Source organism: Eggerthella guodeyinii, assembly GCF_009834925.2.
Classification (GTDB): Bacteria; Actinomycetota; Coriobacteriia; order Coriobacteriales; family Eggerthellaceae; genus Eggerthella; species Eggerthella guodeyinii.
In genome coordinates, this window is the sequence record NZ_CP063310.1 from 17,054 (window position 1) to 37,838 (window position 20,785).

Annotated in this window: 17 protein-coding genes and 2 tRNA genes; 18 read left to right on the top strand and 1 reads right to left on the bottom strand. The window is 63.5% G+C overall.

The features are described from left to right. Nucleotides 1-32 precede the first annotated feature (32 nt). Complete coding sequence (locus GS424_RS00070) at nt 33-1,793, bottom strand: FAD-dependent oxidoreductase (RefSeq protein WP_160940819.1); 1,761 nt, start codon at nt 1,791-1,793, stop codon at nt 33-35. Between the two features lie 330 nt (nt 1,794-2,123). Between GS424_RS00070 and GS424_RS00075 the strand changes: the two genes are divergently transcribed. From GS424_RS00075 to GS424_RS00160, 18 genes are all read left to right on the top strand, one after another. Next, nucleotides 2,124-2,693, top strand: coding sequence for a J domain-containing protein (locus GS424_RS00075; RefSeq protein WP_154332618.1), 570 nt, complete (start codon nt 2,124-2,126; stop codon nt 2,691-2,693). 90 nt (nt 2,694-2,783) lie between these two features. Beyond that, complete coding sequence (gene typA, locus GS424_RS00080; RefSeq protein ID WP_160940818.1) at nt 2,784-4,595, top strand: translational GTPase TypA; 1,812 nt, start codon at nt 2,784-2,786, stop codon at nt 4,593-4,595. 221 nt (nt 4,596-4,816) lie between these two features. After that, nucleotides 4,817-6,064, top strand: a complete 1,248-nt coding sequence (locus tag GS424_RS00085) for a peptidylprolyl isomerase (RefSeq protein ID WP_160940817.1) — start codon at nt 4,817-4,819, stop codon at nt 6,062-6,064. A gap of 116 nt (nt 6,065-6,180) precedes the next feature. Further along, nucleotides 6,181-7,035, top strand: coding sequence for an ABC transporter ATP-binding protein (locus GS424_RS00090; protein ID WP_160940816.1), 855 nt, complete (start codon nt 6,181-6,183; stop codon nt 7,033-7,035). Between the two features lie 66 nt (nt 7,036-7,101). Further along, nucleotides 7,102-7,192, top strand: a tRNA-Ser gene (locus tag GS424_RS00095). Between the two features lie 60 nt (nt 7,193-7,252). Then, nucleotides 7,253-7,345 (top strand) — tRNA-Ser (locus GS424_RS00100). 336 nt (nt 7,346-7,681) lie between these two features. After that, nucleotides 7,682-8,662: a hypothetical protein gene (locus GS424_RS00105; RefSeq protein ID WP_160940815.1), complete on the top strand. Its 981-nt coding sequence runs from the start codon at nt 7,682-7,684 to the stop codon at nt 8,660-8,662. A gap of 10 nt (nt 8,663-8,672) precedes the next feature. After that, nucleotides 8,673-11,729 carry a LamG domain-containing protein gene (locus tag GS424_RS00110; protein WP_160940814.1) on the top strand — a complete coding sequence of 1,019 codons (3,057 nt, stop codon included), beginning with the start codon at nt 8,673-8,675 and terminating at the stop codon, nt 11,727-11,729. 13 nt (nt 11,730-11,742) lie between these two features. Beyond that, nucleotides 11,743-12,201: a hypothetical protein gene (locus GS424_RS00115; protein ID WP_160940813.1), complete on the top strand. Its 459-nt coding sequence runs from the start codon at nt 11,743-11,745 to the stop codon at nt 12,199-12,201. 145 nt (nt 12,202-12,346) lie between these two features. Next, on the top strand, nt 12,347-12,817 hold the full coding sequence (locus GS424_RS00120) for a MarR family winged helix-turn-helix transcriptional regulator (protein ID WP_160940812.1): 471 nt from the start codon (nt 12,347-12,349) through the stop codon (nt 12,815-12,817). A gap of 198 nt (nt 12,818-13,015) precedes the next feature. After that, nucleotides 13,016-13,534: a hypothetical protein gene (locus GS424_RS00125; RefSeq protein WP_154332635.1), complete on the top strand. Its 519-nt coding sequence runs from the start codon at nt 13,016-13,018 to the stop codon at nt 13,532-13,534. Nucleotides 13,535-13,999: 465 nt separating this feature from the next. Then, nucleotides 14,000-14,293 carry a 30S ribosomal protein S6 gene (gene rpsF / locus GS424_RS00130; protein ID WP_101721120.1) on the top strand — a complete coding sequence of 98 codons (294 nt, stop codon included), beginning with the start codon at nt 14,000-14,002 and terminating at the stop codon, nt 14,291-14,293. Nucleotides 14,294-14,354: 61 nt separating this feature from the next. Next, complete coding sequence (locus GS424_RS00135; protein ID WP_101721121.1) at nt 14,355-14,807, top strand: single-stranded DNA-binding protein; 453 nt, start codon at nt 14,355-14,357, stop codon at nt 14,805-14,807. Between the two features lie 22 nt (nt 14,808-14,829). Beyond that, nucleotides 14,830-15,090 carry a 30S ribosomal protein S18 gene (rpsR, locus tag GS424_RS00140; protein WP_009305603.1) on the top strand — a complete coding sequence of 87 codons (261 nt, stop codon included), beginning with the start codon at nt 14,830-14,832 and terminating at the stop codon, nt 15,088-15,090. Nucleotides 15,091-15,105: 15 nt separating this feature from the next. Continuing rightward, a complete protein-coding gene (gene rplI, locus GS424_RS00145; protein ID WP_160940811.1) occupies nt 15,106-15,657 on the top strand; it encodes a 50S ribosomal protein L9 in 552 nt (183 codons plus the stop codon). A gap of 214 nt (nt 15,658-15,871) precedes the next feature. Then, nucleotides 15,872-17,284, top strand: coding sequence for a replicative DNA helicase (gene dnaB / locus GS424_RS00150; protein WP_160940810.1), 1,413 nt, complete (start codon nt 15,872-15,874; stop codon nt 17,282-17,284). 36 nt (nt 17,285-17,320) lie between these two features. Beyond that, nucleotides 17,321-18,607: a metallophosphoesterase family protein gene (locus GS424_RS00155; RefSeq protein ID WP_160940809.1), complete on the top strand. Its 1,287-nt coding sequence runs from the start codon at nt 17,321-17,323 to the stop codon at nt 18,605-18,607. Next, on the top strand, nt 18,604-20,784 hold the full coding sequence (locus GS424_RS00160; protein ID WP_160940808.1) for an ATP-binding protein: 2,181 nt from the start codon (nt 18,604-18,606) through the stop codon (nt 20,782-20,784). The genes GS424_RS00155 and GS424_RS00160 overlap by 4 nt, the downstream gene beginning before the upstream one ends. Nucleotide 20,785 lies beyond the last annotated feature (1 nt).

Genomic DNA, 20,785 nt, shown 5'->3' on the forward strand with positions numbered 1-20,785 from the left:
GGTTCGGCCCGCTTCTCAAAACCGCCTGTCGATTACAGCTGGGCCAAATCCCGACCCAGCAGGTACGACAGCGTGCAGCAAACACCGCCGAGGTTCTGTCCGAAAATGGAGAACGAGTAGGTGTTCGAGTAGAAATCGCCCGTCATGATTCCGGTGCAGTACAGCCCGTCGATGGGAGCGTCGCCGTCGTCGCACACCTGCATCTTCTCGTTGCATCGCAGCCCGCCGCAGGTGGTGAGCAGCATGAAGGACGTGTCCTTCTCGAGGAACGATCCGTAGAACGGGGGCGTGAGGATGGGTTTGAGGATGGAAGGATCGACTTGGAATTCCTCGTCGTAGCCCTGCTCGCAATAAGCGTTCCAGGATTCGATCGACGCTTTCGCCGCCTCGGCGTCCAAACCCGAGAGCTGCGCGAGCAGCTCGTCGATCGTGTCGGCGCGGAACCACGTTCCCTCCTCGACCTTCGCGTCCCATATGGCAACTTCCTCTTCGGGAGTGAGCGTCGCGCCGCCGACGGCCGCGCCGATGGCGTGCCACTCGTCGTGAATGCTCGCGTAGTTGGAATCCCAGACGTAGAACACCTTGTCGCCGGCGACGTTCGCGATGCTGTCTGCCGACAGGGCCACGCTCGTGCATTCGTTCATGAAGCGCTTGCCGTCGGAGGCGAGGTTAATCCCGAGGAAGTTGGTGACTTCGCCGGTGCTGGGGAACGGGATGGAGACGCAGGTTTCCATGGGAGCGCAGGGGTAGACTTTCTGCCAGGCGGCGCCAACCCAGAGCGCCATCTTGTGCCCGTCTCCCGCAAACTGGCCGAAAGGCACGCTGAGCGCGTCGTAATCGACCTCGCCCCACGGGATGGAATCGTGGTACTTCCGGTACACGGCAGGACTGTACTTCGCCATCATCTCCTTGTCGCGGGTGAAGTCCCCCGTCGCCAGCACCACGGCTTTCTTCGCCTCGAATTTCACGTAGTCGCCCGACTCGCTGCGTTGGGCGATCACGGCGCTCACGCGCCCGGTGTTGTCGTTTTCCCGAATCAGGTACTTCGCCGGCGTGTTCCAATGGATCGTTCCACCGTTCTTCTCGAAGAACGACGCGTACGCGTTCACTTGCTGCTCCGCTCCGTTCACGGTGCCGTTGGGGTTCTCGTCGTTCCAGAAGAAGTGCGAGCTTGGCAAGGAGGTGAGGAAGCCGGCAGGATCGTCGTATCCCCGTTCAAGACCGACGTTCAGGCCTTCGCCGGCCATGAGGTCGATCATCCAATCCATCGATTCCGCCGAGTTGTTGATCCAGCGCGCCCACTTCTTCTGATCGACGCGCAATGATCCGACGTACTGGGTCATCCTGATGATGTGGTTGGACGTTTCCGGCGTGACGTCCAGGCCGAGCTCCTTCTGATACTTCGAACCGATGCCGTAATTCGATCCGCCGCGCGCGACGGGGATGGATCCTGCCGTCACGACGATGACGTCGGCGCCCGATTCGAGCGCGGACGCGGCGGTGCACAAACCCGACATCCCCGATCCGATCACCACGACGTCGGCCGTGATGGTTTCGACTATCTCGTCATCGCTCACGGGCTCGGGCGGCACTTCGAACGACCATGTTCTATCGAGCACGTCGGCCGTGAGCGTGTCGCCCGCTGCGGAATCTTGCGCCGCCGAAGCCGTCCCCTTCGACGTGGGAGCGCAGCCCACCAACCCTGCGCCTCCGGCCGCCAGCGCCAGCATCCCTGCGCCCGTCACGAACGAGCGCCTCGACAACCCCGTGCCCGTGCTGCTTTTCTTGGACATGTTTCCTCCTTTTATGCGATGCGAATGCTTCGATACCCCCTCGGTCGAGTATCTGATTCGATGGTAGCGAGGGCCGAAGCCGCCCCTTCACACCCGTTCGGTAGTTCTGCGCCCCGCGCCCACACTGGATGGGTAGTTTCGTCCGAGAGGCGAATGTTTCACGTGAAACATTCAGCGCAGGGCAGGCAGGCAAGCGTTTCGGGACGCCGTGCGCGCGGCCTTCGTCCCACGTGCATTCTGTGAGCGCAGGGCGGGCGCGTCGCACGTGAGCAGGCGGCGTGGTAGAATCCCAGATCGGATACCCATCGCGAAACCGTTACCTGGGGAGTTATGAATCGTACGGAAGCACTGCGCATCCTCGGCCTCGACGACGACGCCACGCCCGAGGATGTTAAAACCGCATACAAGGAAACGGTGCAGATCCTGCACCCGGACCGGTTCGCCAACAACAAGAAGCTCCAGGACCGCGCGACCGAGCAGTTCAAAAACCTCCAAGAAGCATACGACTATCTGACCAGCGGAAAAGGTTCGCGCACCACAGCGCGCAACCCGCGCGCCGCTGCCGAGCGCGCCCGCAGCTACACCTCGTCCAACCAGGTCGAAGCTCGCATGGCCGGCATCGCCGCCGCGCGCACGCAGCTGGTCAAGCAGCGCGACGTGGTGCTCGACGAGCGCCGCAACGGCATCGCCATGACCGTCATCGGCGGCCTCGTGGCGCTGTTGACGGGGCGCAAGCCGTTCGGCCTGTTCGGCGTCGTCGCGGCCGTTGCGAGCGCGGCGGCCGTATGGGGCATCGTCCAAATCGTGTCGTCGCAGCGCACCATCACCACGCTCAACGAGCACATAGCCGAGCTCAACAAGGAAGAGCGCCGTCTCGCCGAAGAGCTCGACGACGAGTAGCGCCTCCGCCGCCCGCCCGCGAATCGCGGTGCCTACGGGATCATCGTCGCACCGCATCGGCGCGGCTTGACTAGAAAGAAGAAGGAAGGCATGAAGCAAGAGAACATCCGCAACGTCGCCATCATCGCGCACGTTGACCACGGCAAGACCACCATCGTCGACCGCCTGCTGTACGCCAGCGGCGTGTTCCGCGAGAACCAGCAGGTTGACGAGCGCGTGCTCGACAGCAACGACCAGGAGCGCGAGCGCGGCATCACCATCCTGTCCAAGAACATCTCCGTCACGTACAACGACGTGAAGATCAACGTCATCGACACGCCCGGCCACGCCGACTTCGGCGGCGAGGTGGAGCGCGTGCTGAACATGGCCGACGGCGCCCTGCTCATCGTCGACGCGTTCGAGGGCCCCATGCCCCAGACGCGCTTCGTGCTGAAGCACGCGCTCGGCCAGGGCCTGCGCATCATCGTCGTGGTGAACAAGATCGACCGCCCGGGCGCGCGCCCCCACGAAGTGGTGGACGAGGTGTTCGACCTCATGGTGGAGCTCGAGGCTTCCGACGCGCAGCTCGACTTCCCCGTCATCTACGCCAGCGCCATGAACGGCTACGCCCGCTATGCGCCCGAAGACGACAACATGGACATGGTTCCGCTGATCGAGACCATCCTCAAAGAGGTTCCGGCACCCGATTGCGAGCCGAACGGCCCGGTCGCGCTGCAGATCTGCACGGTGGACCACTCCAGCTTCGTCGGCCGCATCGGCGTGGGTCGCCTGTTCTCCGGCACCATCCACAAGGGCGAGCCCGCGCTCGTCATCAAGAACGACGGCACGCGCTACAACACGAACATCAAGCAGGTGTTCACGTTCGAGGCGCTGGGCAAGAAAGAACAGCAGGAAGTGCACGCCGGCGACATCGTGGCCGTGGTGGGCGTTGAGGACGCCGACATCGGCGACATGGTGACGAGCCGCGAGAATCCCGTGCGCTTCGATCCCATCCAGGTGGAAGAGCCCACGATGGCCATCGTGTTCGAGGCTTCGTCGAGTCCGCTCGTGGGCCGCGAGGGCGACATCGTCGGCGCGCGCCAGCTCAAGGAGCGCCTCATGCGCGAGAAGGAGAGCAACATCTCCATGCGCATCGAGGAGCTTGAGGACAAGACCGGCGTGGAGGTTGCCGGCCGCGGCGTGCTGCACCTGTCCGTGCTCATGGAGACGATGCGCCGCGAGGGCTTCGAGTTCCAGGTAGGCCGCCCCCGCGTGCTCATCAAGAAGGACGAGGCCGGGCGCAAGCTGGAGCCCATCGAGGAAGCTACGGTGGACGTGCCCAGCGAGTATGCGGGCAAGGCCATCGAGGTGTTCGGCAGCGCCGGCGGCGAGATGTCCGACATGTACCAGCGCGGCGATCAGACGCACCTCGTGTTCAAGATCCCGTCCCGCGGCACGATGGGCCTGCGCACGCGCCTGCTGAACGTCACGCGCGGCGAAGCCACGATGTTCCACCACTTCTCCGAATACGGCCCCTTCCGCGGCGATATGTCGGGACGCAAGAACGGCTCGATGATCTCCATGTCCACCGAGAAGAGCGTGGCGTACGCGCTCGACGCGCTGCAGGAGCGCGGCCGCCTGTTCGTCGGCCCCGGCGAGGACTGCTACGAGGGCATGATCGTGGGCGAGTCGTCGAAGGAAGGCGACATGGTGGTGAACATCGCCAAGTCGAAGCAGCTGGGCAACCAGCGTTCGTCGGGCGCCGACAAGGCCATCTCGCTCACGCCGCCCATCACGTTCACGCTCGAGGAAGCGCTCGAGTACATCGAGGACGACGAGCTGGTGGAGGTCACGCCGAAGAGCATCCGCCTGCGCAAGCGCATGCTGTCGGCCACCGACCGCAAGAAGGCCTCCAAGAAGTAGCCGCCTGCGGCGCAAGCCGCGCGCTGGGATGCGGTGCGCTCCGCATCCCAGCGGCGGGTTTATCCCTGAACCTGGCGTGGGGACTGTGAATCGATGATGGGTATATTGTGCAACGCAAGAACCCGTTTTCTCACGTGTGCGAGAATACAGCACAGTACTTATCTCATGGGCGCTTCGGTCAGCGGTGTGACGAAGAAGCTCATGTTCGAGGGAAGGGTCATATGAAGAAAACGTACATCATGAAGACCGTATGCGCGGTGAGCCTGACGGCCGCGTGCGCATGGGCCTTGGCCGGCTGCTCGACCGACGGCAACGCCTCGGCAGGCACCGGCGGCGTGGCGGGCACGGTCAACGGCGTGGAAATCGCCGAAGACACGGTCACGAACTACATCCAGGGCGTGCGCGAGCAGCTGGGTGCCGCCGACGAAGAGTCGTGGGGCACGTGGCTTTCGCAGAACGAGTACACGCCCGCATCGGTGCGCGACGAGGTGTTCAACTCCTATGCTCAGCGCGAGCTGATAAAGGAGGGCGTCGAGGAAAAGGGCATCACCGTCGAGAGCTCCGAGGTTGACGAGCAGATCGCGAAGGTGAAGCAGAACTTCGACACCGACGAGAAGTGGCAGTCGGCGCTCGATCAGGCCGGCATGACCGAGGAAAGCTATCGCGCCGAAATCGAGCAGAAGCTCAAGGAGAACAAGCTGTACGCTTCGTTCGCCTCCGACGAGGACCCGAGCGATGCCGACATGCTGCAGTACGCGCAGATGTACGCGACCGCGTACGACGGCGCCAAGCGCTCCTCCCATATCCTGTTCAATTCCGACGACGAGGCTACCGCCCAGGAGGTGCTGAACAAGATCAACTCCGGCGAGCTCGATTTCGTCGAAGCGGTGAAGGAGTACTCCCAGGACACCGGCACCGTCGAGAAGGATGGTGATGTGGGTTGGGACAAGACGAGCAACCTCGTGACGGAGTACACCGACGGCCTCGCGTCGCTTGAGAAGGATCAAGTGAGCGGCCTGGTCACGTCCGACTACGGCATCCACATCATCAAGTGCACCGATGTGTACACCGCGCCCGAAGAGGTGACGAGCCTCGATCAGATCCCGGAAGAGTGGATCTCCAACATCGCCTCGTCGCTGAAGTCGACGAAGCAGCAAGAGGCCTATCAGCAGTGGCTCGAAGAGGCCACCGAGGCTGCTGACATCAAGATCAACGACATGCCGCAGGGTCTGCCCTACGACGTGGACATGTCGAAGTATTCTGCCGCGACCACCGATGAGGGCACGGACGGCACGACCGACGGCACCGCCGATGGTTCGACCGACGGCGGCACGGACGACGCTGCCGCGAGCGACGGCGAGAGCGACGCTGCGGCCGACGGTAACGCCGATGCCAACGCTGACGCCGATGCCGACGCCGGTTCGACCGAGGGCGACGACGCCTCCGGCCAGCCTGCGGAAGCTGCCTAACCGCGCGCACGCGCAACGCAAGTCTGATACGGCGGGCGTCCTTCGGGGCCCCGCCGTTTTTTATGTACGCCTCCCGCGTGTTTCACGTGAAACACGTACCGACGATCAGGAGCGATATGGATTCCCGAACCCCTCCTTTCCTCGAGTTGCGCGATGCGGTGGTGCAGCGCGCCGGCTCGCCCATCCTGTCGATCGACGCGTTCAGGCTTGACGAAGGGGAGCATCTGGCATTGCTGGGGCCGAACGGCTCGGGCAAGTCGACGTTCGTGAAGCTGATCACGCGCGAGGTGCTGCCGCTGCATCGCGACGATCCGCCGGTGCTGTTCCGCGGCCGCGTCCGCGCGACGCTCGACGAGGTGAAGCGGAGCCTGGGCATCGTGTCGTCGTCGATGCAGGATCAGATCGCCGTGCACGTGCCGGCTGTGGACGTGGTGGCCGGCGGTTTGTTCGGATCGCTCGGCATCCCCGCGCGTACCGACGCCGTCGCCGTCGACGATGCGCGCGTGCGGGCGCATGCGGCGATGGAGCTCCTCGGCGTGGACGACCTGGCCGCCCGCGACATCATGACGCTGTCCACCGGCCAGGCGCGTCGCGTGCTCATCGCCCGCGCGCTCGTGCACGATCCGGACGCGCTCATCTTCGACGAACCCTGCACGGGCCTCGACCCCGAGGGCATGTACTACGTCCGCTCCAGCATGCGCACGCTTGCGCAAGCGGGCAAGAGCATCGTGCTGGTCACCCATTACCCCGAGGATATCATCCCCGAAATCGAGCGCGTGGTGCTGCTCAAAAACGGCCGCCTGCACGCCGATGGAACGAAGGAATCCCTGATGAACGATCAGGTTATGAGCGGGCTCTTCGAGGTGCCGCTGCACGTGCAGCGCACGGTCGCCCCGTCCTCCGCCGCCCGCGCGGGAGGGAAATTCGATGGTGCTCGTGAAGAGGAATATTTCTCGCTTGTGAGCGCCTAGTAGCTGTTGTATACTACGTAGCTGCTGCATGACCGCGCCACGCGCGAGCATGCTTGTCAGCGATGCGGAGAGATGACCGAGAGGCCGAAGGTGCACGATTGGAAATCGTGTGTGCTCCAAAAGAGTACCTAGGGTTCGAATCCCTATCTCTCCGCCAGTTTACACCCGCGCCCGCTGTGGCGCGTTTCATACGGGGCTCGGCCCCGACACCCCGTGCGGAGGGGTGGCAGAGTGGTTGAATGCGGCGGTCTCGAAAACCGTTTCACCGGCAACCCCGGTGACGAGGGTTCGAATCCCTCCTCCTCCGCCAGTTTTACCAAACAAGCGCCCTCGGGCGCTTTTTTGCGCCCAATTCCCCACTTCCCCCATCCTCGCACCCCCGACACACCGCCGTGGGCGCGGCGTCGCACCCCTGATACGCATGCGGTTCTTGTTCCGTCGGGCGGCTTGGTTCGAACCGTTTGCGCAGCGGCGAGATCGTTGGCGGACGATGTGCTCTTCGCGAGGCTCACGCGGATCGGTCTAAACTATAATTGAATGAATCATATATATAGGCGAGAGGAGGCTTCTCATGTCGTTCCTCACTTGACGTCCTGCGCATTCGCGCACCTTTGCCAACTACACCCCTTTCAGGAAGGCGAAGATCATGGCCTATCAAAACAAGCTCCTCTTCCGCGACGATACAACCGACGACGGCACCACTCCCTCGCACGGCGGCACGTATTCGTCGCCCGACATCATCTCCCACGAACAGATTGCCGATCCCCAAACCGAGCTTTCCAGCTCGTACACGCATGACGTGAACCAACGGGTGCCCAGTGGGAGCAAGACCAATTTCGTGTACACGCGCGTGAAGAGCCTCGACTCGTCGCCGCAGGAGGGTTACCTCCGCCTCTACCGAGCCAACGTCAACCTGTTCATGACGCCGAGCGTCTGGCGCGGCAACGCCATGAAGACCCCGGCTGGCGATTCGTTCGTCAAGGTGAGCGCGCCCCACAAGGACGACATCGCCGTCGGCGTCACTCCCTTCTTGCTCGACGCCACGGCGAGCGACCGATTCTGCCTGGTCGGGATTGCCAACACCGACAGTACGGAAACCGTTCCTGAGGATTTCCGCACCTACGACGACTTCGTCGTGTGGGTGCACCAGAATCCGGGCGTGTGCGTTCGCAACCTCAATGTCATCAGCACGGCGAAAACCAGCTTTGAACAGCTCGACGGCCTGAAGAATCCGGAAGGGACGCCGCGCCACGCCGCGTTCTACCTCACCGCCACCAACGTGCCCATCGGAACGACGATCGGCATGCAGTGCGAACCGGCGAAGCTCAATGCCAGCATGGTGACCTCGACCGACCCCGAGATACTCTCGGCCGCGGTGCCTGCCGTGCCCCCGTATTTCGACGGGTTCGTGCGCGTGTGGGCCACGCTGCCTCTGTCGGAGCCCTCGTGGCCGGACGATGCGCGCCTCGATTTGGACTACGGCGTGGAGATGGCGCCGTCGATGCAGAGCCACCAGTGGGGCATCAATCCGCACGACGTGCTGTGCGCGTCGGATGCAAGCCTGTTCAACGCGGCGTTTCGCCTGGTGATGGTCGGGGCCTGCGGCACGGTCTTCAAGACGGCGTAGAGGGGGACGCATGGAATACGCAGGGCAATACATCGCGCTCTGCCTTGGCGGCGCGGGCAGCGCTTCTGCCCCGGCGCCGGGTATCGCGCTGGACGGGACCGTGCCCTTCACGCTCGACGCGATGGTGCGGGGCGTCCCGGTGGAGACCGACGCATCGGTGCTGCGCCAGGAGGGGGCGCTCGATATCAGGCTGACAGCGAAGGGATTTTCCTTCTGGCGCGAGGGATTCGGCACCTGTTCCACTTCAAGCGATGGAGAAGCGTTCCAGCAGGGCGAATGGAACCATCTGTGCATCGCCTACGAACCGGGAACGGTGCGCCTGTTCGTCAACGGCGCGCTCGATCGGGTCATGCAAAAGCCGTGCAAGGGGAGCGCGAGCACCAAGCCGTTCGCCATCGGCGCGGGCGTCAAGGGCGGCGTACGTCAGCTGCGGCTGTTCGACCGCGCGCTCGGCGGGATGGAAGTGCAAGACCTGCTGCTGATGGATTACGCCGATATCCAGGCGTCTTCCTACGCGGGCGACCTGGCAGCGTTCTACGACTTCGGATGCAAGGCGCCTGTCGAGCACGTGTCGGGCTCGTCCATCGCGCTGCAGGGCGATGCGAACATGCGCGCCCTGTTCCCCTCCGTCAAGCTGCGGGGCAGCGCGTACCTGGCCATCTCCAACGAGCCTGCCATCAACCCGGCAGGGCGGCGCAACGACGCCTATTCTGTCCAGGCTTGGATCAGGCTCGAACCATTCGATGGGCAGGACGCGTACACCGTGTTCGCGAACGGCGACCAGATGGGCGAAGCCGGCATGTCGCTGTACGTGGCGCGCGACGGAACGAGCTGGCGTCTTGGCGCACTGCGCGGCAACGAGGCGCCCATGGTGTCGAAGGGCACCGTGCCGCCGGAGCTTTGGACGAACGTGTGCGTGACGTACGACGGCCTCCAAACCCAATCGCTGTACGTGGACGGGGTGCTCGACAGCCAGATTTCCACGTGTCTGCCGATTTCCGACGTGCTCGAGGAGCCGAAGCTGCGCATCGGCGCCGACCTCTCGAACGGAAGCGACAACGGAAAGGATTGCTTCTCGGGAGCTATTTCGCGCGTGGATATGTGGAATCGCGCGCTCACTGCCGCGGAGGTGAAGAGCTACGCCGCCGAAGAGCCTTCGTTCGATGCGGAAGGGCTGCAAGCTTCTTACGATTTAAGCTTCTCCGACGTCAACAACGCCGTATCCGCCGATCCGATAGGATTGCGCAATGGCGCGGTGGTTGACGAGGTCGTGCAGGAAGCGGGTGCGACGCCGATGATGGCCGCATGCGCGCCCGCGACCGAACCGCTGAGCGATGGAGAGCTGCAACGCTGCCGGGCCGCGTGCCTCAAGGGGAACGACCCTGCCCCCTTGCGCGTGAGCCGCTTGGAAAAGGACGGCCGCGTGTACTTCGTCGGCCATTACCGCGACGGCTCGCAGACCATCGCCGAGGCCGAGGCGGGTTTCGACGAGTGGACGCTGTGGTACATCGAGCTCGTGTTGCTGCTGGTGGGCGGCGCGCTCACCGTGCTCGCCGGCGTAAGGGTTACCGGCGGCGACAAGATCACCAACTTCATCGTGACGAAGATCATGCCGAACCCGGCGTTTCGCTCGCTGTTCTCAGGATCGGTGTCCTTCAAGACCATCATCACGTTCTTCTACCTTTTGAAGACGAACGGGCTGCTGACGCCGCTTTTGAAGGCTGCCATGAGCGGGCTGCGCTGGTTCAAGGTGATCTGGTCGATTGCCGTGATGGTGACGATGGCCGTGGCTATCTGCACGGGCATGGGCCTGCTCTATTACGCTACGGCGTTGGCTGACCTGGCCGTCAGCCTGATCGTTCACCTCGCCGACATGCCCGCCTCGGGCACGCTGTTGCCGTGCGGCGTGAGCGCGTTGTTCTTCGACCATCATGCGGTGACGAGTACCACCTCGTTGCCCGCAGGCGAAGCCGATGCCATTGCGCTGGCCTGGAGCGGGACGCAACTCGTGTCGAAACCCGAGTGGGATAGCGGCAAGAGCGATCCGTGCGCGTACTGCATCGAGGCGGTCAAGGACAAGAAGATCACGGTCAAGGTGAACCTGACGTGTTCCGATCCATCGCTGGCTTCCGTGAACGTGCGCGCCATCGACAAGAGCCGCTCGACGCTGCTCGGCAACTCCGACGAGGCCACGGCGACGTTCAGGTACGGGAAGGCCTCGGGCATAATGCTGGCGTTTCCCTACCACGTGCTGGCGGGAAAAGGCGTGGGAAAGCACGCGCTGCAGCTGGAGTGGCAATGCTACTACCAGGGCGAATGGAAGAAGATGACCGTCACGAAGCATGTGATGTACACGCTGCTGGCATACCCGAACGAGCCGTGGCTCAGCCGTAACGGGCCAACCCAGTATCCCTGGGTGTCGCTGTTGGACAAGGCCTGCACCTGGGCGGCGGGGAAGAAAACGCCCGAGGAAGTGGCTGGCGCGATTGAGCTGAAGGTGAACGAGGGGCTGGGCCTCGAGTACGACACGTCGGGTTGGGGCCAGTCGTACTATTGCGGAACGAATGGCCTGTTCTACCTGAGCGGCTTCCTGACCCTCTACTCGCACCTGGTCAACTGCACGGACTGCGCGACGATCGTGACCACGTTCGCCAACGCGCTGGGATGCGACTTGTATGAGGCGCGCATGGAAGATCCCGCATCCATGAAGCCGTTCGCGTTCGTGGAGGTGAAATCGATCGGCAAGAAGGTTTGGAAAGATGGCAGGTTCACCTATCATGAGGTGGCCGTATCCAAGAGAGCGGCGGCGACGGGCAATCAAAACCGTGCGGTATACGACGCCTGCTGCACGCTCAACGGGTCGGCCACGCCCGCGTCGACGAGCGGGCGCGATCCCGTGCTGTCGAACGGGATGAGCTTCTCCGACTACGACGACACCGCGCCCATTCCGCGTACGATTGTCGCGCGATCCTCCTATCGCGAGCATTTCGCCACGAACGACGCCGAGGGCGTCGGACTTTGCATCTATCATTGGGCGAGCGAGCAACGCCGCTCAGCCATGCCGTAGGAAAGGATGAGCTATGGACGACAAGGCTCTTTCCCAGAGGTACGGGTCCGACCGCTGGCCGCGCCGCGCCCAGCTCGACGGGCGCTGCGAGAGGTTCGTCATACCGGCCGATCTGTTCGAGCGGGAACGGTTCCGTCTCGTGTGGCGCGATGCGCTGCCCGGCCCTCGGCACGCGTACCGCAGCGTCTACGTTCACGACGCCGACGACCGCCGCTTGATGGTGGACGTCGTTCCCGCCCATTCGTTCGACGGCGCGAAGGAGGAGCTGCTGGCCGGCTTTCGGAACTGCTCTTCCATCGTGCCGCCTTCGGCCGTGCCGCACCTCGGCGATGTCTCTTACGGCAACCAGGCGGCCCAGCGGTTCGTGCGCGGAAACCTGTTGATTTCCGTGTCGAATGCCGGCACAACGGAGGTCGATGTCCGGCCATTCGCCGTATCCCTCGACAAAGAAGCGGCGAACTGCCTGCATTAATACTTATTCATGAATAATACAAGTAAGCATGTTCACCTCGAAAAATAATTATTCAGTGAATATTTGTGGATAATAGATCGATCCTGCGCGAGGCGTTCTATAGTTGCCTCATAGAGAGACAGAAATGAAGAAAGAAGGACCCTCCATGAACCAGGCATCCCAGACCCTCGCGCAGCTCAAGAAGGCCAGCAAGCTCACTCGCCTCGCCTTCCACAAGAACGGCCCGAAGAGCTACAAGCGCGGCCAGGGCGCGCTGTTGAACGCGCTCATCGACAACGACGGAACCACGCAACGCGAGCTCGTGAAGATCCTCGGCCTCAGCCGCAGCGAGCTCAAGGACATCGTGAAGAAGGCCGAGCGCAACGGCTACGTCACCATCGAAGACGCCGAAGGCGAGCGCACCTACGCCGTGAAGCTCACCGACGAGGGCCGCAAGGTTGCCGAGAAGCGCATCGTCGCGAACGACAAGACGGCCGACGACATCATCGACTGCCTGTCCGAAGAGGAGATCGCCCAGCTGAATGCCATCACCGAGAAGCTCATCCTCTCGATGAAGGACAAGGGCGTCAACGGCAAGAAGAAGGGCCGCAAAGCCCACGAGTGCTGCTGCCACTAGGTCGAATCCGCAGGTTGCTCAACCTTCCAACGCCCCGGCTCCTGCTGAGCCGGGGCGTTTTCCTATCCGAACGAATGTTTCACGTGAAACATTCTCAGTTCTGCAGATACGCCGAATAAGCGGAGGGGGAGGTGCGCACCCGCGCCCGCAAGCCCTACACTGGTTGCCAACGAAGTATCCATTTGAAAGGACAAGGCTATGGCCGATCGTGAAGTAGAGAGCTCTGACGTCGAAGTTCCCGAGATCCCCGAGATTCTGGAGAAGGTGCTCCTGTTCTCGCTGGACGAAGCCAAAGAGAAGATGACCCAGGGCGCCGAAGTGGTGCCGTTCACGGCGCTCGTGGTGAAGGAGAACCTGTTCATCGAGAACCATCCCGCCGACACGGCCGAAGAGTGCTTCAACCTGGCTCGTCATACGGTGGAGCACGCCCGCGGCGCCGCGGCGTACGCGCTGTGCTACGACGGCTACATCGAAGTTGACGAAGGCGTGAAGGACGCGATCATCGCCGAGGGCGGCGTGCCGGGCGAGGATGCGGGCTACGCGGTGAGCTACCTCTACGAGATGGACGACGAGGGCAAGGTGACGTTCGAGGAGGAGCCCGCGTATGTGGGCGAGGCGCCGAACTTCATGATCGCGCTGAGCGATGCCGACTCGTATGCCGAAGAGGATATCGACGAGAAGTACCTCGAGGAAGACGACCTCGAGGACGAGGAATAAGCAGCGCCCCGCTCGTTTTCCACAGCGCGTGACGAAACGCATGCCGCGGCTCCCACCTGGGCCGCGGCTTTTTTATGCCGGGATACGGCGCACGAACGGGGCGTGTGACGGGCGCGGCGTTGGATGCGCGTGAGAACGACGGGCGCGCCGTGTGCAATCCGCGTTGGAAACGTGGGCACGGCGCGTGCGATCCGCGTTCGCTGGACGTTGGAAACGCGCAAGATTGAGAAAGATGCGTGCTAGAAACGCGCCATCGCCGCGTAAGACGGGGTTGCTATCATGGAATCATGTAAGTTCGGCACGATGTTGGGACAAGGCAAGTGTGGCGAAACGGTGCGGAAACGATGAGCGGAAAGATTGTGTTGGTCGTTTCCGTTCCCGTTTGCTAGAATAGTCGGGCTAATCCTGCCCCGGCAATCTTGCCTTCTCAGCACCGGGGCCGTAAAGACCAAAGGAGGTGAGCTGATGAAGGCTTATGAATTGCTGTTTTTTGTCGCTCCGTCTATCGACGAGGAAACCCGCGCCGCTGTTATGAAGCGTATCGACACCACGATCGCTGATGCCAAGGGCACGGTGGACAACGTCGACAACTGGGGCAAGCGTAAACTCGCTTACGAGATCAACGGATTGACCGATGGTGACTACACTCTCATCGATTTCCACGCCGATCCCGCTGACGTTGCCGAACTCGATCGCGTTCTGCGTATTACCGACGCTGTGGAACGCCACATGATCGTCAAGCGCACGGACCGCGACTAGGAGACGACGTAGAGGGCCTGGGCGACAACCCAGCGTCCGGCATGAGAAGAGGTAGACACACATGAGCATCAACCGAGTTATCATCAGCGGAAACCTTACCCGCGACCCCGAGCTTCGCTCCACCGCGAGCGGGCTTCCCGTGCTCGGCTTCGGCGTGGCGGTCAACGACCGCCGCAAGAACCAGCAGACGGGCGAGTGGGAGGATTATCCGAACTTCATCGACTGCACGATGTTCGGCGCGCGCGCCGAAAGCCTTTCGCGCTACCTCAACAAGGGCACCAAGGTGTCCATCGAGGGCAAGCTCCGCTGGAGCCAGTGGGAGCGCGAGGGCCAGAAGCGCAGCAAGATCGAAGTGATCGTCGACGAGCTCGAGTTCATGTCGAGCCGCAACGATTCGTCGTCGTACGGCGGCGGCATGGGCGGCGGTTACTCCGCTCCCGCAGCCGCTCCCGTGGTTGCCGCACCGGTGGTTGATGCCTCTTCTTCGGTCTATGACGAAGATATCCCGTTTTAAGCGATACGAAAGAGGTTAGACAATGTCCGATTACGCGAAGCAGCCGCGTCGCAAGTTCTGCCAGTTCTGCAAAGAGGACACGCAGTACATCGACTACAAAGATACCCAGATGCTGCGCAAGTATGTTACCGACCGCGGGAAGATCAAGCCGCGCCGCGTGACGGGTGCCTGCACCCAGCACCAGCGTGACATCGCGAACGCCGTGAAGCGCGCTCGCGAGATGGCTTTGATGCCCTACGCGGTTCCCGCCATCAGCGGCCGCGGCGACCGCCGCAGTCGCTAGGCGCAAGGAGGAACCATGAAAGTCATCCTGCTCCAAGAATTGAAGGGCAAGGGCGGTGAGGGCGACGTCGTCGACGTGGCTCCCGGTTTTGCCAACAACTACCTGCTCCCGCAGAAGGCCGCCATCCTCGCTACGAAGGGCAACCTGAAGCAGCTCGAGCAGCGTAAGCACAACATCGCCAAGCGCGAAGAGAACCGCGTGGGCGATGCCGCCAAGATCAAGGAGACGCTGGACGGCGTGCTCGTCAAGGTCGAAGCCAAGGTGGGCGAAGAGGGTCAGCTGTTCGGTTCCGTAACCGCTCAGATGATCGCCGACGCCATCAAGGCCGCGACGGACGTCGACGTCGACCGCCGTCGCATCGAGCTGGGCCACGCCATCAAGACGTCCGGTCAGCACGAGGTTACGATCTCGCTGTACCGCGACATCAAGACGACGGTGAAGCTGTTCGTCGGCGGTGCCGACGACGAGGCCGTCCCGGCCGAGGCCGAGGTTGAGGCCGAGGTCGTCGAGACGGTTGAAGAAGCCGTCGAGGCTCCCGCAGAGGAGACCGCCGAGGCCGCTGAATAGCAGCCGGAGCGTCCGCTCGGAAAAAATACTTATCCACAACCGACGGTTGTGGAAACAGTGGAAAACCCCCTTCGCCCTGATGGTGCTCGGAGGGGGTTTTCCTATGTCGGTGGATAACGCCCGCGAGGGAAAACGCTGCACAAAAATAACTAATGACCTGCGATAACCGTTGCAGTATCATAGGGATTCACGCAATTCGAGAGGGAGTTTGAGCATGTCTTCACCCGCGCCGTACAGCGCCGACTTCGCACCTGACGATGGCGCCGCATCCGACCGTCGCAAGATCGATCCCCAGAACATCGAAGCGGAAAGGTCCGTCCTCGCCGCTTGCATGCTGAACCAGGAGGCCATCGAAGAGGTGGCGCCGAAGCTGGTGAAGGAGAACTTCTACCGCTTCGCGCATCAGCATATCTACGAGTCCATGATGGACCTGTACGTGCGTCATATCCCCATCGACCACATCTCGCTCGCTGACAACCTGAAGGCCATGGGCCAGCTTGAAGCCGTGGGCGGCAAAGCGTACCTCATCGAGCTTGCGGACAACACCTTCGCGCTCACCAACTGGCAGAACCACCTGGAAATCGTCAAGCGCACGTCCATCTTGCGCGACCTCATCCGCGCTTCGGGCGAGATCGAGGCCTTGGCCTACGATGCCCCCGACGATCTGGGCGTCGTGGTCGAAGAAGCCGAGAAGACGCTGTTCCACGTCACCGAGAAGCGCGTTTCGTCCGCGTTCAAGCGCATGGACGTGCTGCTCACCGAGGCGTTCGAGGAGCTGACGAAGCTGGCCGAGCAGAAGGACGCCATGGCCGGCATCCCCAGCGGGTTCAAAGACGTGGACGACCTGTTCCACGGCTTCCGCGGCGGCGACCTCGTCATCCTCGCGGCTCGCCCCGGCGTCGGCAAAACGTCGTTCGCGCTGAACCTGGCCACGAACGCCGCCAAATCGGGCGCCACCGTCACCTTCCTCTCGCTCGAGATGAGCGCGGCGCAGCTGGTACAGCGTATCTTGTGCGCCGAAGCCCGCGTGAACCTGTCGCGCCTGCGCGCCGGCCAGGTGCAGGAGTCGGACTGGGGCGCTATCGCCGATGCGTCCAACACGCTGTCGAAGCTGGACATGTACATCGACGACACGCCGTCGCTGTCCATCCTCGAGCTGCGCGCCAAGGCCCGCCGCGAGCTGCGCTCTGCGGAAAAAGGCATCATCATCGTCGACTACCTGCAGCTCATGTCGCCGCCGCAGTCGCGCAAGGACGGCAACCGCGCCGTCGAGGTCGGCGAGATCTCGCGAGGCCTCAAGGTGCTCGCGAAGGAAATGGACATGCCCGTTATCGCCCTGTCGCAGCTGTCCCGTGCGGTGGAGATGCGTGGCAAGAAGCGCCCGATGCTGTCTGACCTTCGAGAATCGGGCTCTATCGAGCAGGACGCCGACATCGTCATGTTCATCGATCGAAGCATGGACGAGATCGAGGCCGAGAGCGAAGACCGTCCCGACCTGGGCTCGGCCGAGCTGATCGTCGCGAAGCACCGCAACGGCCCCACGCGCGACATCCCCCTGGCCTTCAACGCGGAGTACACGCGCTTCATGGATTTCATCGACGATTCGCGCGCGGGCGGCTATATGTAAAGCCCCTGTTGAGCCGTTTCGCGGTACACTGGGCACATGCCGAAACGCGTCACATTCATCCATGCAGCGGACCTCCATCTGGGGGCGCCGTTCCGTGGGTTGCGCGCGCTTTCGTCCAAGTGGGCGAACCGCCTGCTCACTGCCATTCCGGAGGCGTACGATCGCGTGGTCGACGCGGCCATCGCGCGCGACGTGGACTTCGTCGTCGTTTCGGGCGACATCTTCGATTCTGCGCGCCCGTCGTACGGCGACTACCTGCACTTCTTCGGCGGGTTGGAACGGCTCGACGAGGCGGGCATCCCGGTGTACCTCGTCACGGGCAACCACGATCCCTACACCTCGTGGCAGCACGATTTCTTCTCGCTGCCCGCAGGCGCCGTCATGTTGCCGGGCGACCGTCCCGGCTTCGCGCTGGTGGAGCGCGACGGGGATCCGCTGTGCCTGATCGGCGGGCGCGGCTACTACAACCAGACGTGGCCGATGGACGAATGCATCGCCGAGGGCGTCACGCGCGAAGCCGCCGAGCGCGCCCTGGCCGCCGAGCATCCGCGCGCGGCCGAAGCGCCGTTCGCCGTGGGCCTGCTGCACACCGGCCTTAACCTCGACCCGGTGAAAGCCCCGGTCGATCCCGCCGTCCTCATGCGCGCCGGCATGGACTACTGGGCGCTCGGGCACATCCACATGAAGTACGCCTACCCATCCTTCGACGACCCGCGGCTCGTGTTCTCGGGCTGCATCCAGGGCCGCGACATCAAGGAGACGGGCGAGCGCGGCGTGTACCAGGTCACGCTCAGGGAAGGCGCGGCGAACGAGATCGAGTTCATCCCCACGGCCAGCGTCGTGTGGCAGCGCATGCGCATCGACGTGGCCGATTGCGCGAACCTGCCGGCCATCACCGACAAGATCATGCGCGAGCTGTTCCGCGAGAACGGCAAGGCGCATTGCGAGGAGATGGTGGTGCGTATCGCCCTCGAGGGCGATACGCCGCTCCACGCCATGCTCGACCGCGCGGACGTGCTGGCCGGCCTGCGCAAGCACGTGAACGACGCGTACCCCGCGTTCTTCTGCGACGCGCTGGAAAACCTTACCGTGCCGCCGCGCGACAAGGAGGCGCTGCGGCGCGAAGGGCTGTTCCCCGCCGTGTTCCTGCAGGTGGCCGACGCGCAGCGCCGCAATCCCGACGAGGCCATCGCCTTCTTGCAGGACGAGTTCATCAGGAAGAACATCCAGCTGCCCAGCGCCTACACGCGCAACATCGACAAGTTCGCCGAGGCCGCCGAGAATCTCGTGCTCGACCTGCTCGCTCAGGATGATGACCAATGAGGCCGTCCTATCTCGAACGCATCAAGATCGTCAGCTTCGGGGCGTTCTCCAACAAGGCGGTGGGCCCGTTCGCCCCGCACCTCAACGTGGTGTACGGCCCGAACGAGGCGGGCAAGACCACGCTCGCGTCGTTCGTGGGTGGCGTGCTGTTCGGGTGGGAAGAGGCGCGCGGCAGCCGCAACACCTATAAGCCGTCGAACGCCGATCGCGCCGGGTCGTTGTTCTTCGCCGAGGCCGACGGCCCGTCCTCCAACGAGCTCGAGCTTTCTCGCGTCCGCAACAGCGAGGGGCTCCAGGGCGACGCATCGCTGGTGGCCGACATCGACAAGGAAACCTTCCAGACGATGTTCTCCCTGACCAGCGACGAGCTGCGGACGCTGCGCAACACCACCGACGTCACGGCGAAGCTGCTCACCGCCGGCTCGGGCACGGGCGCCTCGCCCGCCCACGCGCTGGCGACCGTGCAGGACAAGCTCGCGGAATACACCTCGCGCGCCGCCGGCATCGAGCATTCCATCGCCAATCTCACGACGCAGCAGAACGAGCTGCGCGCCAAGATGACGGCCGCCGCCGACGAAGCCGAGCGCTTCAAGCGGCAGGACAAGGAGTTCCGCGAGCTGGAGCCGCAGCGCAACGAGCTGCTCTCGCGCCTCGACGCGCTGAACACCGCCATCGAGACGCTGGCCGCCCAGCGCGCGAACATCGAGAAGCTCGATCACGAGATAGACTCGCTGACCGATCAGGTGGCATCGCTGCACGACGAGGAGGACGCGCTCGTCGCGACTCATCGCGCGCAGGCTCGCGGCGCATCCGAGCTGGCGAACCTGGGCACGTCGGAGGAGCGCGCCCTGCGCGACCAAATCGACTCGCTCGCGGTCGACGAGGCGAAATGCGAGCACGCCGTCGATCTGGCGCAGGACAACTTCGCCACGTCGAAGGCGGCGTACGAAGCGCTGCTGGAAACCGCCGACGAACGCGCCCAGCGCGACCGCGCGCGCCGTCAGCGCAGCGTGCAGGTGGGGTTGTCCATCGTGCTCCCCCTCATGTTCGTATGCACGGGCCTGCCGCTGTTCGTCCACGGTCGCGAGATCACCAGCCTGTCGTTCACGGCCCTCGGCATCGGCCTCGTGGTGTTCGCCATCATGCTGGCCCTCGCCGCGATGGTGATGCTGTTCCGCCCCAACAAGGAGGAGGAGGCGAAGGAGGCGCGCAAGCAGGATGCCCAGTGGGTCATGCTGCAGGACAAGAAGAAGCTGGAAGCGTGCCTTGAGAGCCAAGCCGCCTTCAGGGATCGCGCCCGCGCCCAGCTCGACGCCGCCGGCTTGGGCGAAGCGCAGGGGTCGTTGCGCCGCTCGCGCACCTTGCTCGACGAGGCGAAGGATCTGCGCGTCGAGAACAACCTGTTCCAACAGCGGTTGCAGGCGCTCGTGTCGCGCCGCAGCGCGCTCGAGGAAAACCTCGCGTCCGCGAAACGCCAGCGCCGGCGGCTGTACGAGCGCATCGACCTGCGCGCCGAGCGCACCATCGACGCCATCGACGACGCCATCGCGCAGAAGTCGCAGCAGCGCATGGGCCTCCTGGAGACGAGCGAAGGGCTCAACCGTCGCTACGGCGAGCTGAAGCAGGAGCTTTCCCATGCCGAGCACCTGCGCGACTTCGACGAGTACAAGCTGCTCTACCAGCAGATTCGCACGCGCCAGGACGAGAGCGCGCAGGATTACGCGCGCCTGCTGCTGGCGCGCCGCATGCTGGAATCGGCCATCGCCACCTGGGAGAGCAAGAGCCAGCCGGAAGTGTATCGCCAGGCCAGCCGTCTGCTGTCGCTTATGACCGACGGTCGTTGGACGAAGGTGAGCCTCACCGCGGAGGGTCGCCTGCAGGTGACGGATGCGGTGAAGACGACGCGCGACCCCGGCCATCTGTCGCTGGGCACGTGCCAGCAGCTGTACCTCGCGCTGCGCATCGCGCTGCTCATGACCGCCGACAACGTGGGTCGCGCTGTGCCCATCCTGGCCGACGACATCCTCGTGAACTTCGACTCGTCCCGGCGCGTCGGCGCCGCTCGCGCGCTGGCCGAGCTCGCCCGCATGCGCCAGGTGATCCTGTTCACCTGCCATGAAGAAATCGTCGAGACGATGAGGGAAGCCGATCCGACCCTGAATGAAGTCGAACTGTAAT

Excerpts from the sequence above, each read along its gene's own strand:
- GS424_RS00070 (WP_160940819.1), bottom strand. The coding sequence starts at position 1,793 with ATGTCCAAGAAAAGCAGCACGGGCACGGGGTTGTCGAGGCGCTCGTTC.
- GS424_RS00075 (WP_154332618.1), top strand. The coding sequence starts at position 2,124 with ATGAATCGTACGGAAGCACTGCGCATCCTCGGCCTCGACGACGACGCC.
- typA (WP_160940818.1), top strand. The coding sequence starts at position 2,784 with ATGAAGCAAGAGAACATCCGCAACGTCGCCATCATCGCGCACGTTGAC.
- GS424_RS00085 (WP_160940817.1), top strand. The coding sequence starts at position 4,817 with ATGAAGAAAACGTACATCATGAAGACCGTATGCGCGGTGAGCCTGACG.
- GS424_RS00090 (WP_160940816.1), top strand. The coding sequence starts at position 6,181 with ATGGATTCCCGAACCCCTCCTTTCCTCGAGTTGCGCGATGCGGTGGTG.
- GS424_RS00105 (WP_160940815.1), top strand. The coding sequence starts at position 7,682 with ATGGCCTATCAAAACAAGCTCCTCTTCCGCGACGATACAACCGACGAC.
- GS424_RS00110 (WP_160940814.1), top strand. The coding sequence starts at position 8,673 with ATGGAATACGCAGGGCAATACATCGCGCTCTGCCTTGGCGGCGCGGGC.
- GS424_RS00115 (WP_160940813.1), top strand. The coding sequence starts at position 11,743 with ATGGACGACAAGGCTCTTTCCCAGAGGTACGGGTCCGACCGCTGGCCG.
- GS424_RS00120 (WP_160940812.1), top strand. The coding sequence starts at position 12,347 with ATGAACCAGGCATCCCAGACCCTCGCGCAGCTCAAGAAGGCCAGCAAG.
- GS424_RS00125 (WP_154332635.1), top strand. The coding sequence starts at position 13,016 with ATGGCCGATCGTGAAGTAGAGAGCTCTGACGTCGAAGTTCCCGAGATC.
- rpsF (WP_101721120.1), top strand. The coding sequence starts at position 14,000 with ATGAAGGCTTATGAATTGCTGTTTTTTGTCGCTCCGTCTATCGACGAG.
- GS424_RS00135 (WP_101721121.1), top strand. The coding sequence starts at position 14,355 with ATGAGCATCAACCGAGTTATCATCAGCGGAAACCTTACCCGCGACCCC.
- rpsR (WP_009305603.1), top strand. The coding sequence starts at position 14,830 with ATGTCCGATTACGCGAAGCAGCCGCGTCGCAAGTTCTGCCAGTTCTGC.
- rplI (WP_160940811.1), top strand. The coding sequence starts at position 15,106 with ATGAAAGTCATCCTGCTCCAAGAATTGAAGGGCAAGGGCGGTGAGGGC.
- dnaB (WP_160940810.1), top strand. The coding sequence starts at position 15,872 with ATGTCTTCACCCGCGCCGTACAGCGCCGACTTCGCACCTGACGATGGC.
- GS424_RS00155 (WP_160940809.1), top strand. The coding sequence starts at position 17,321 with ATGCCGAAACGCGTCACATTCATCCATGCAGCGGACCTCCATCTGGGG.
- GS424_RS00160 (WP_160940808.1), top strand. The coding sequence starts at position 18,604 with ATGAGGCCGTCCTATCTCGAACGCATCAAGATCGTCAGCTTCGGGGCG.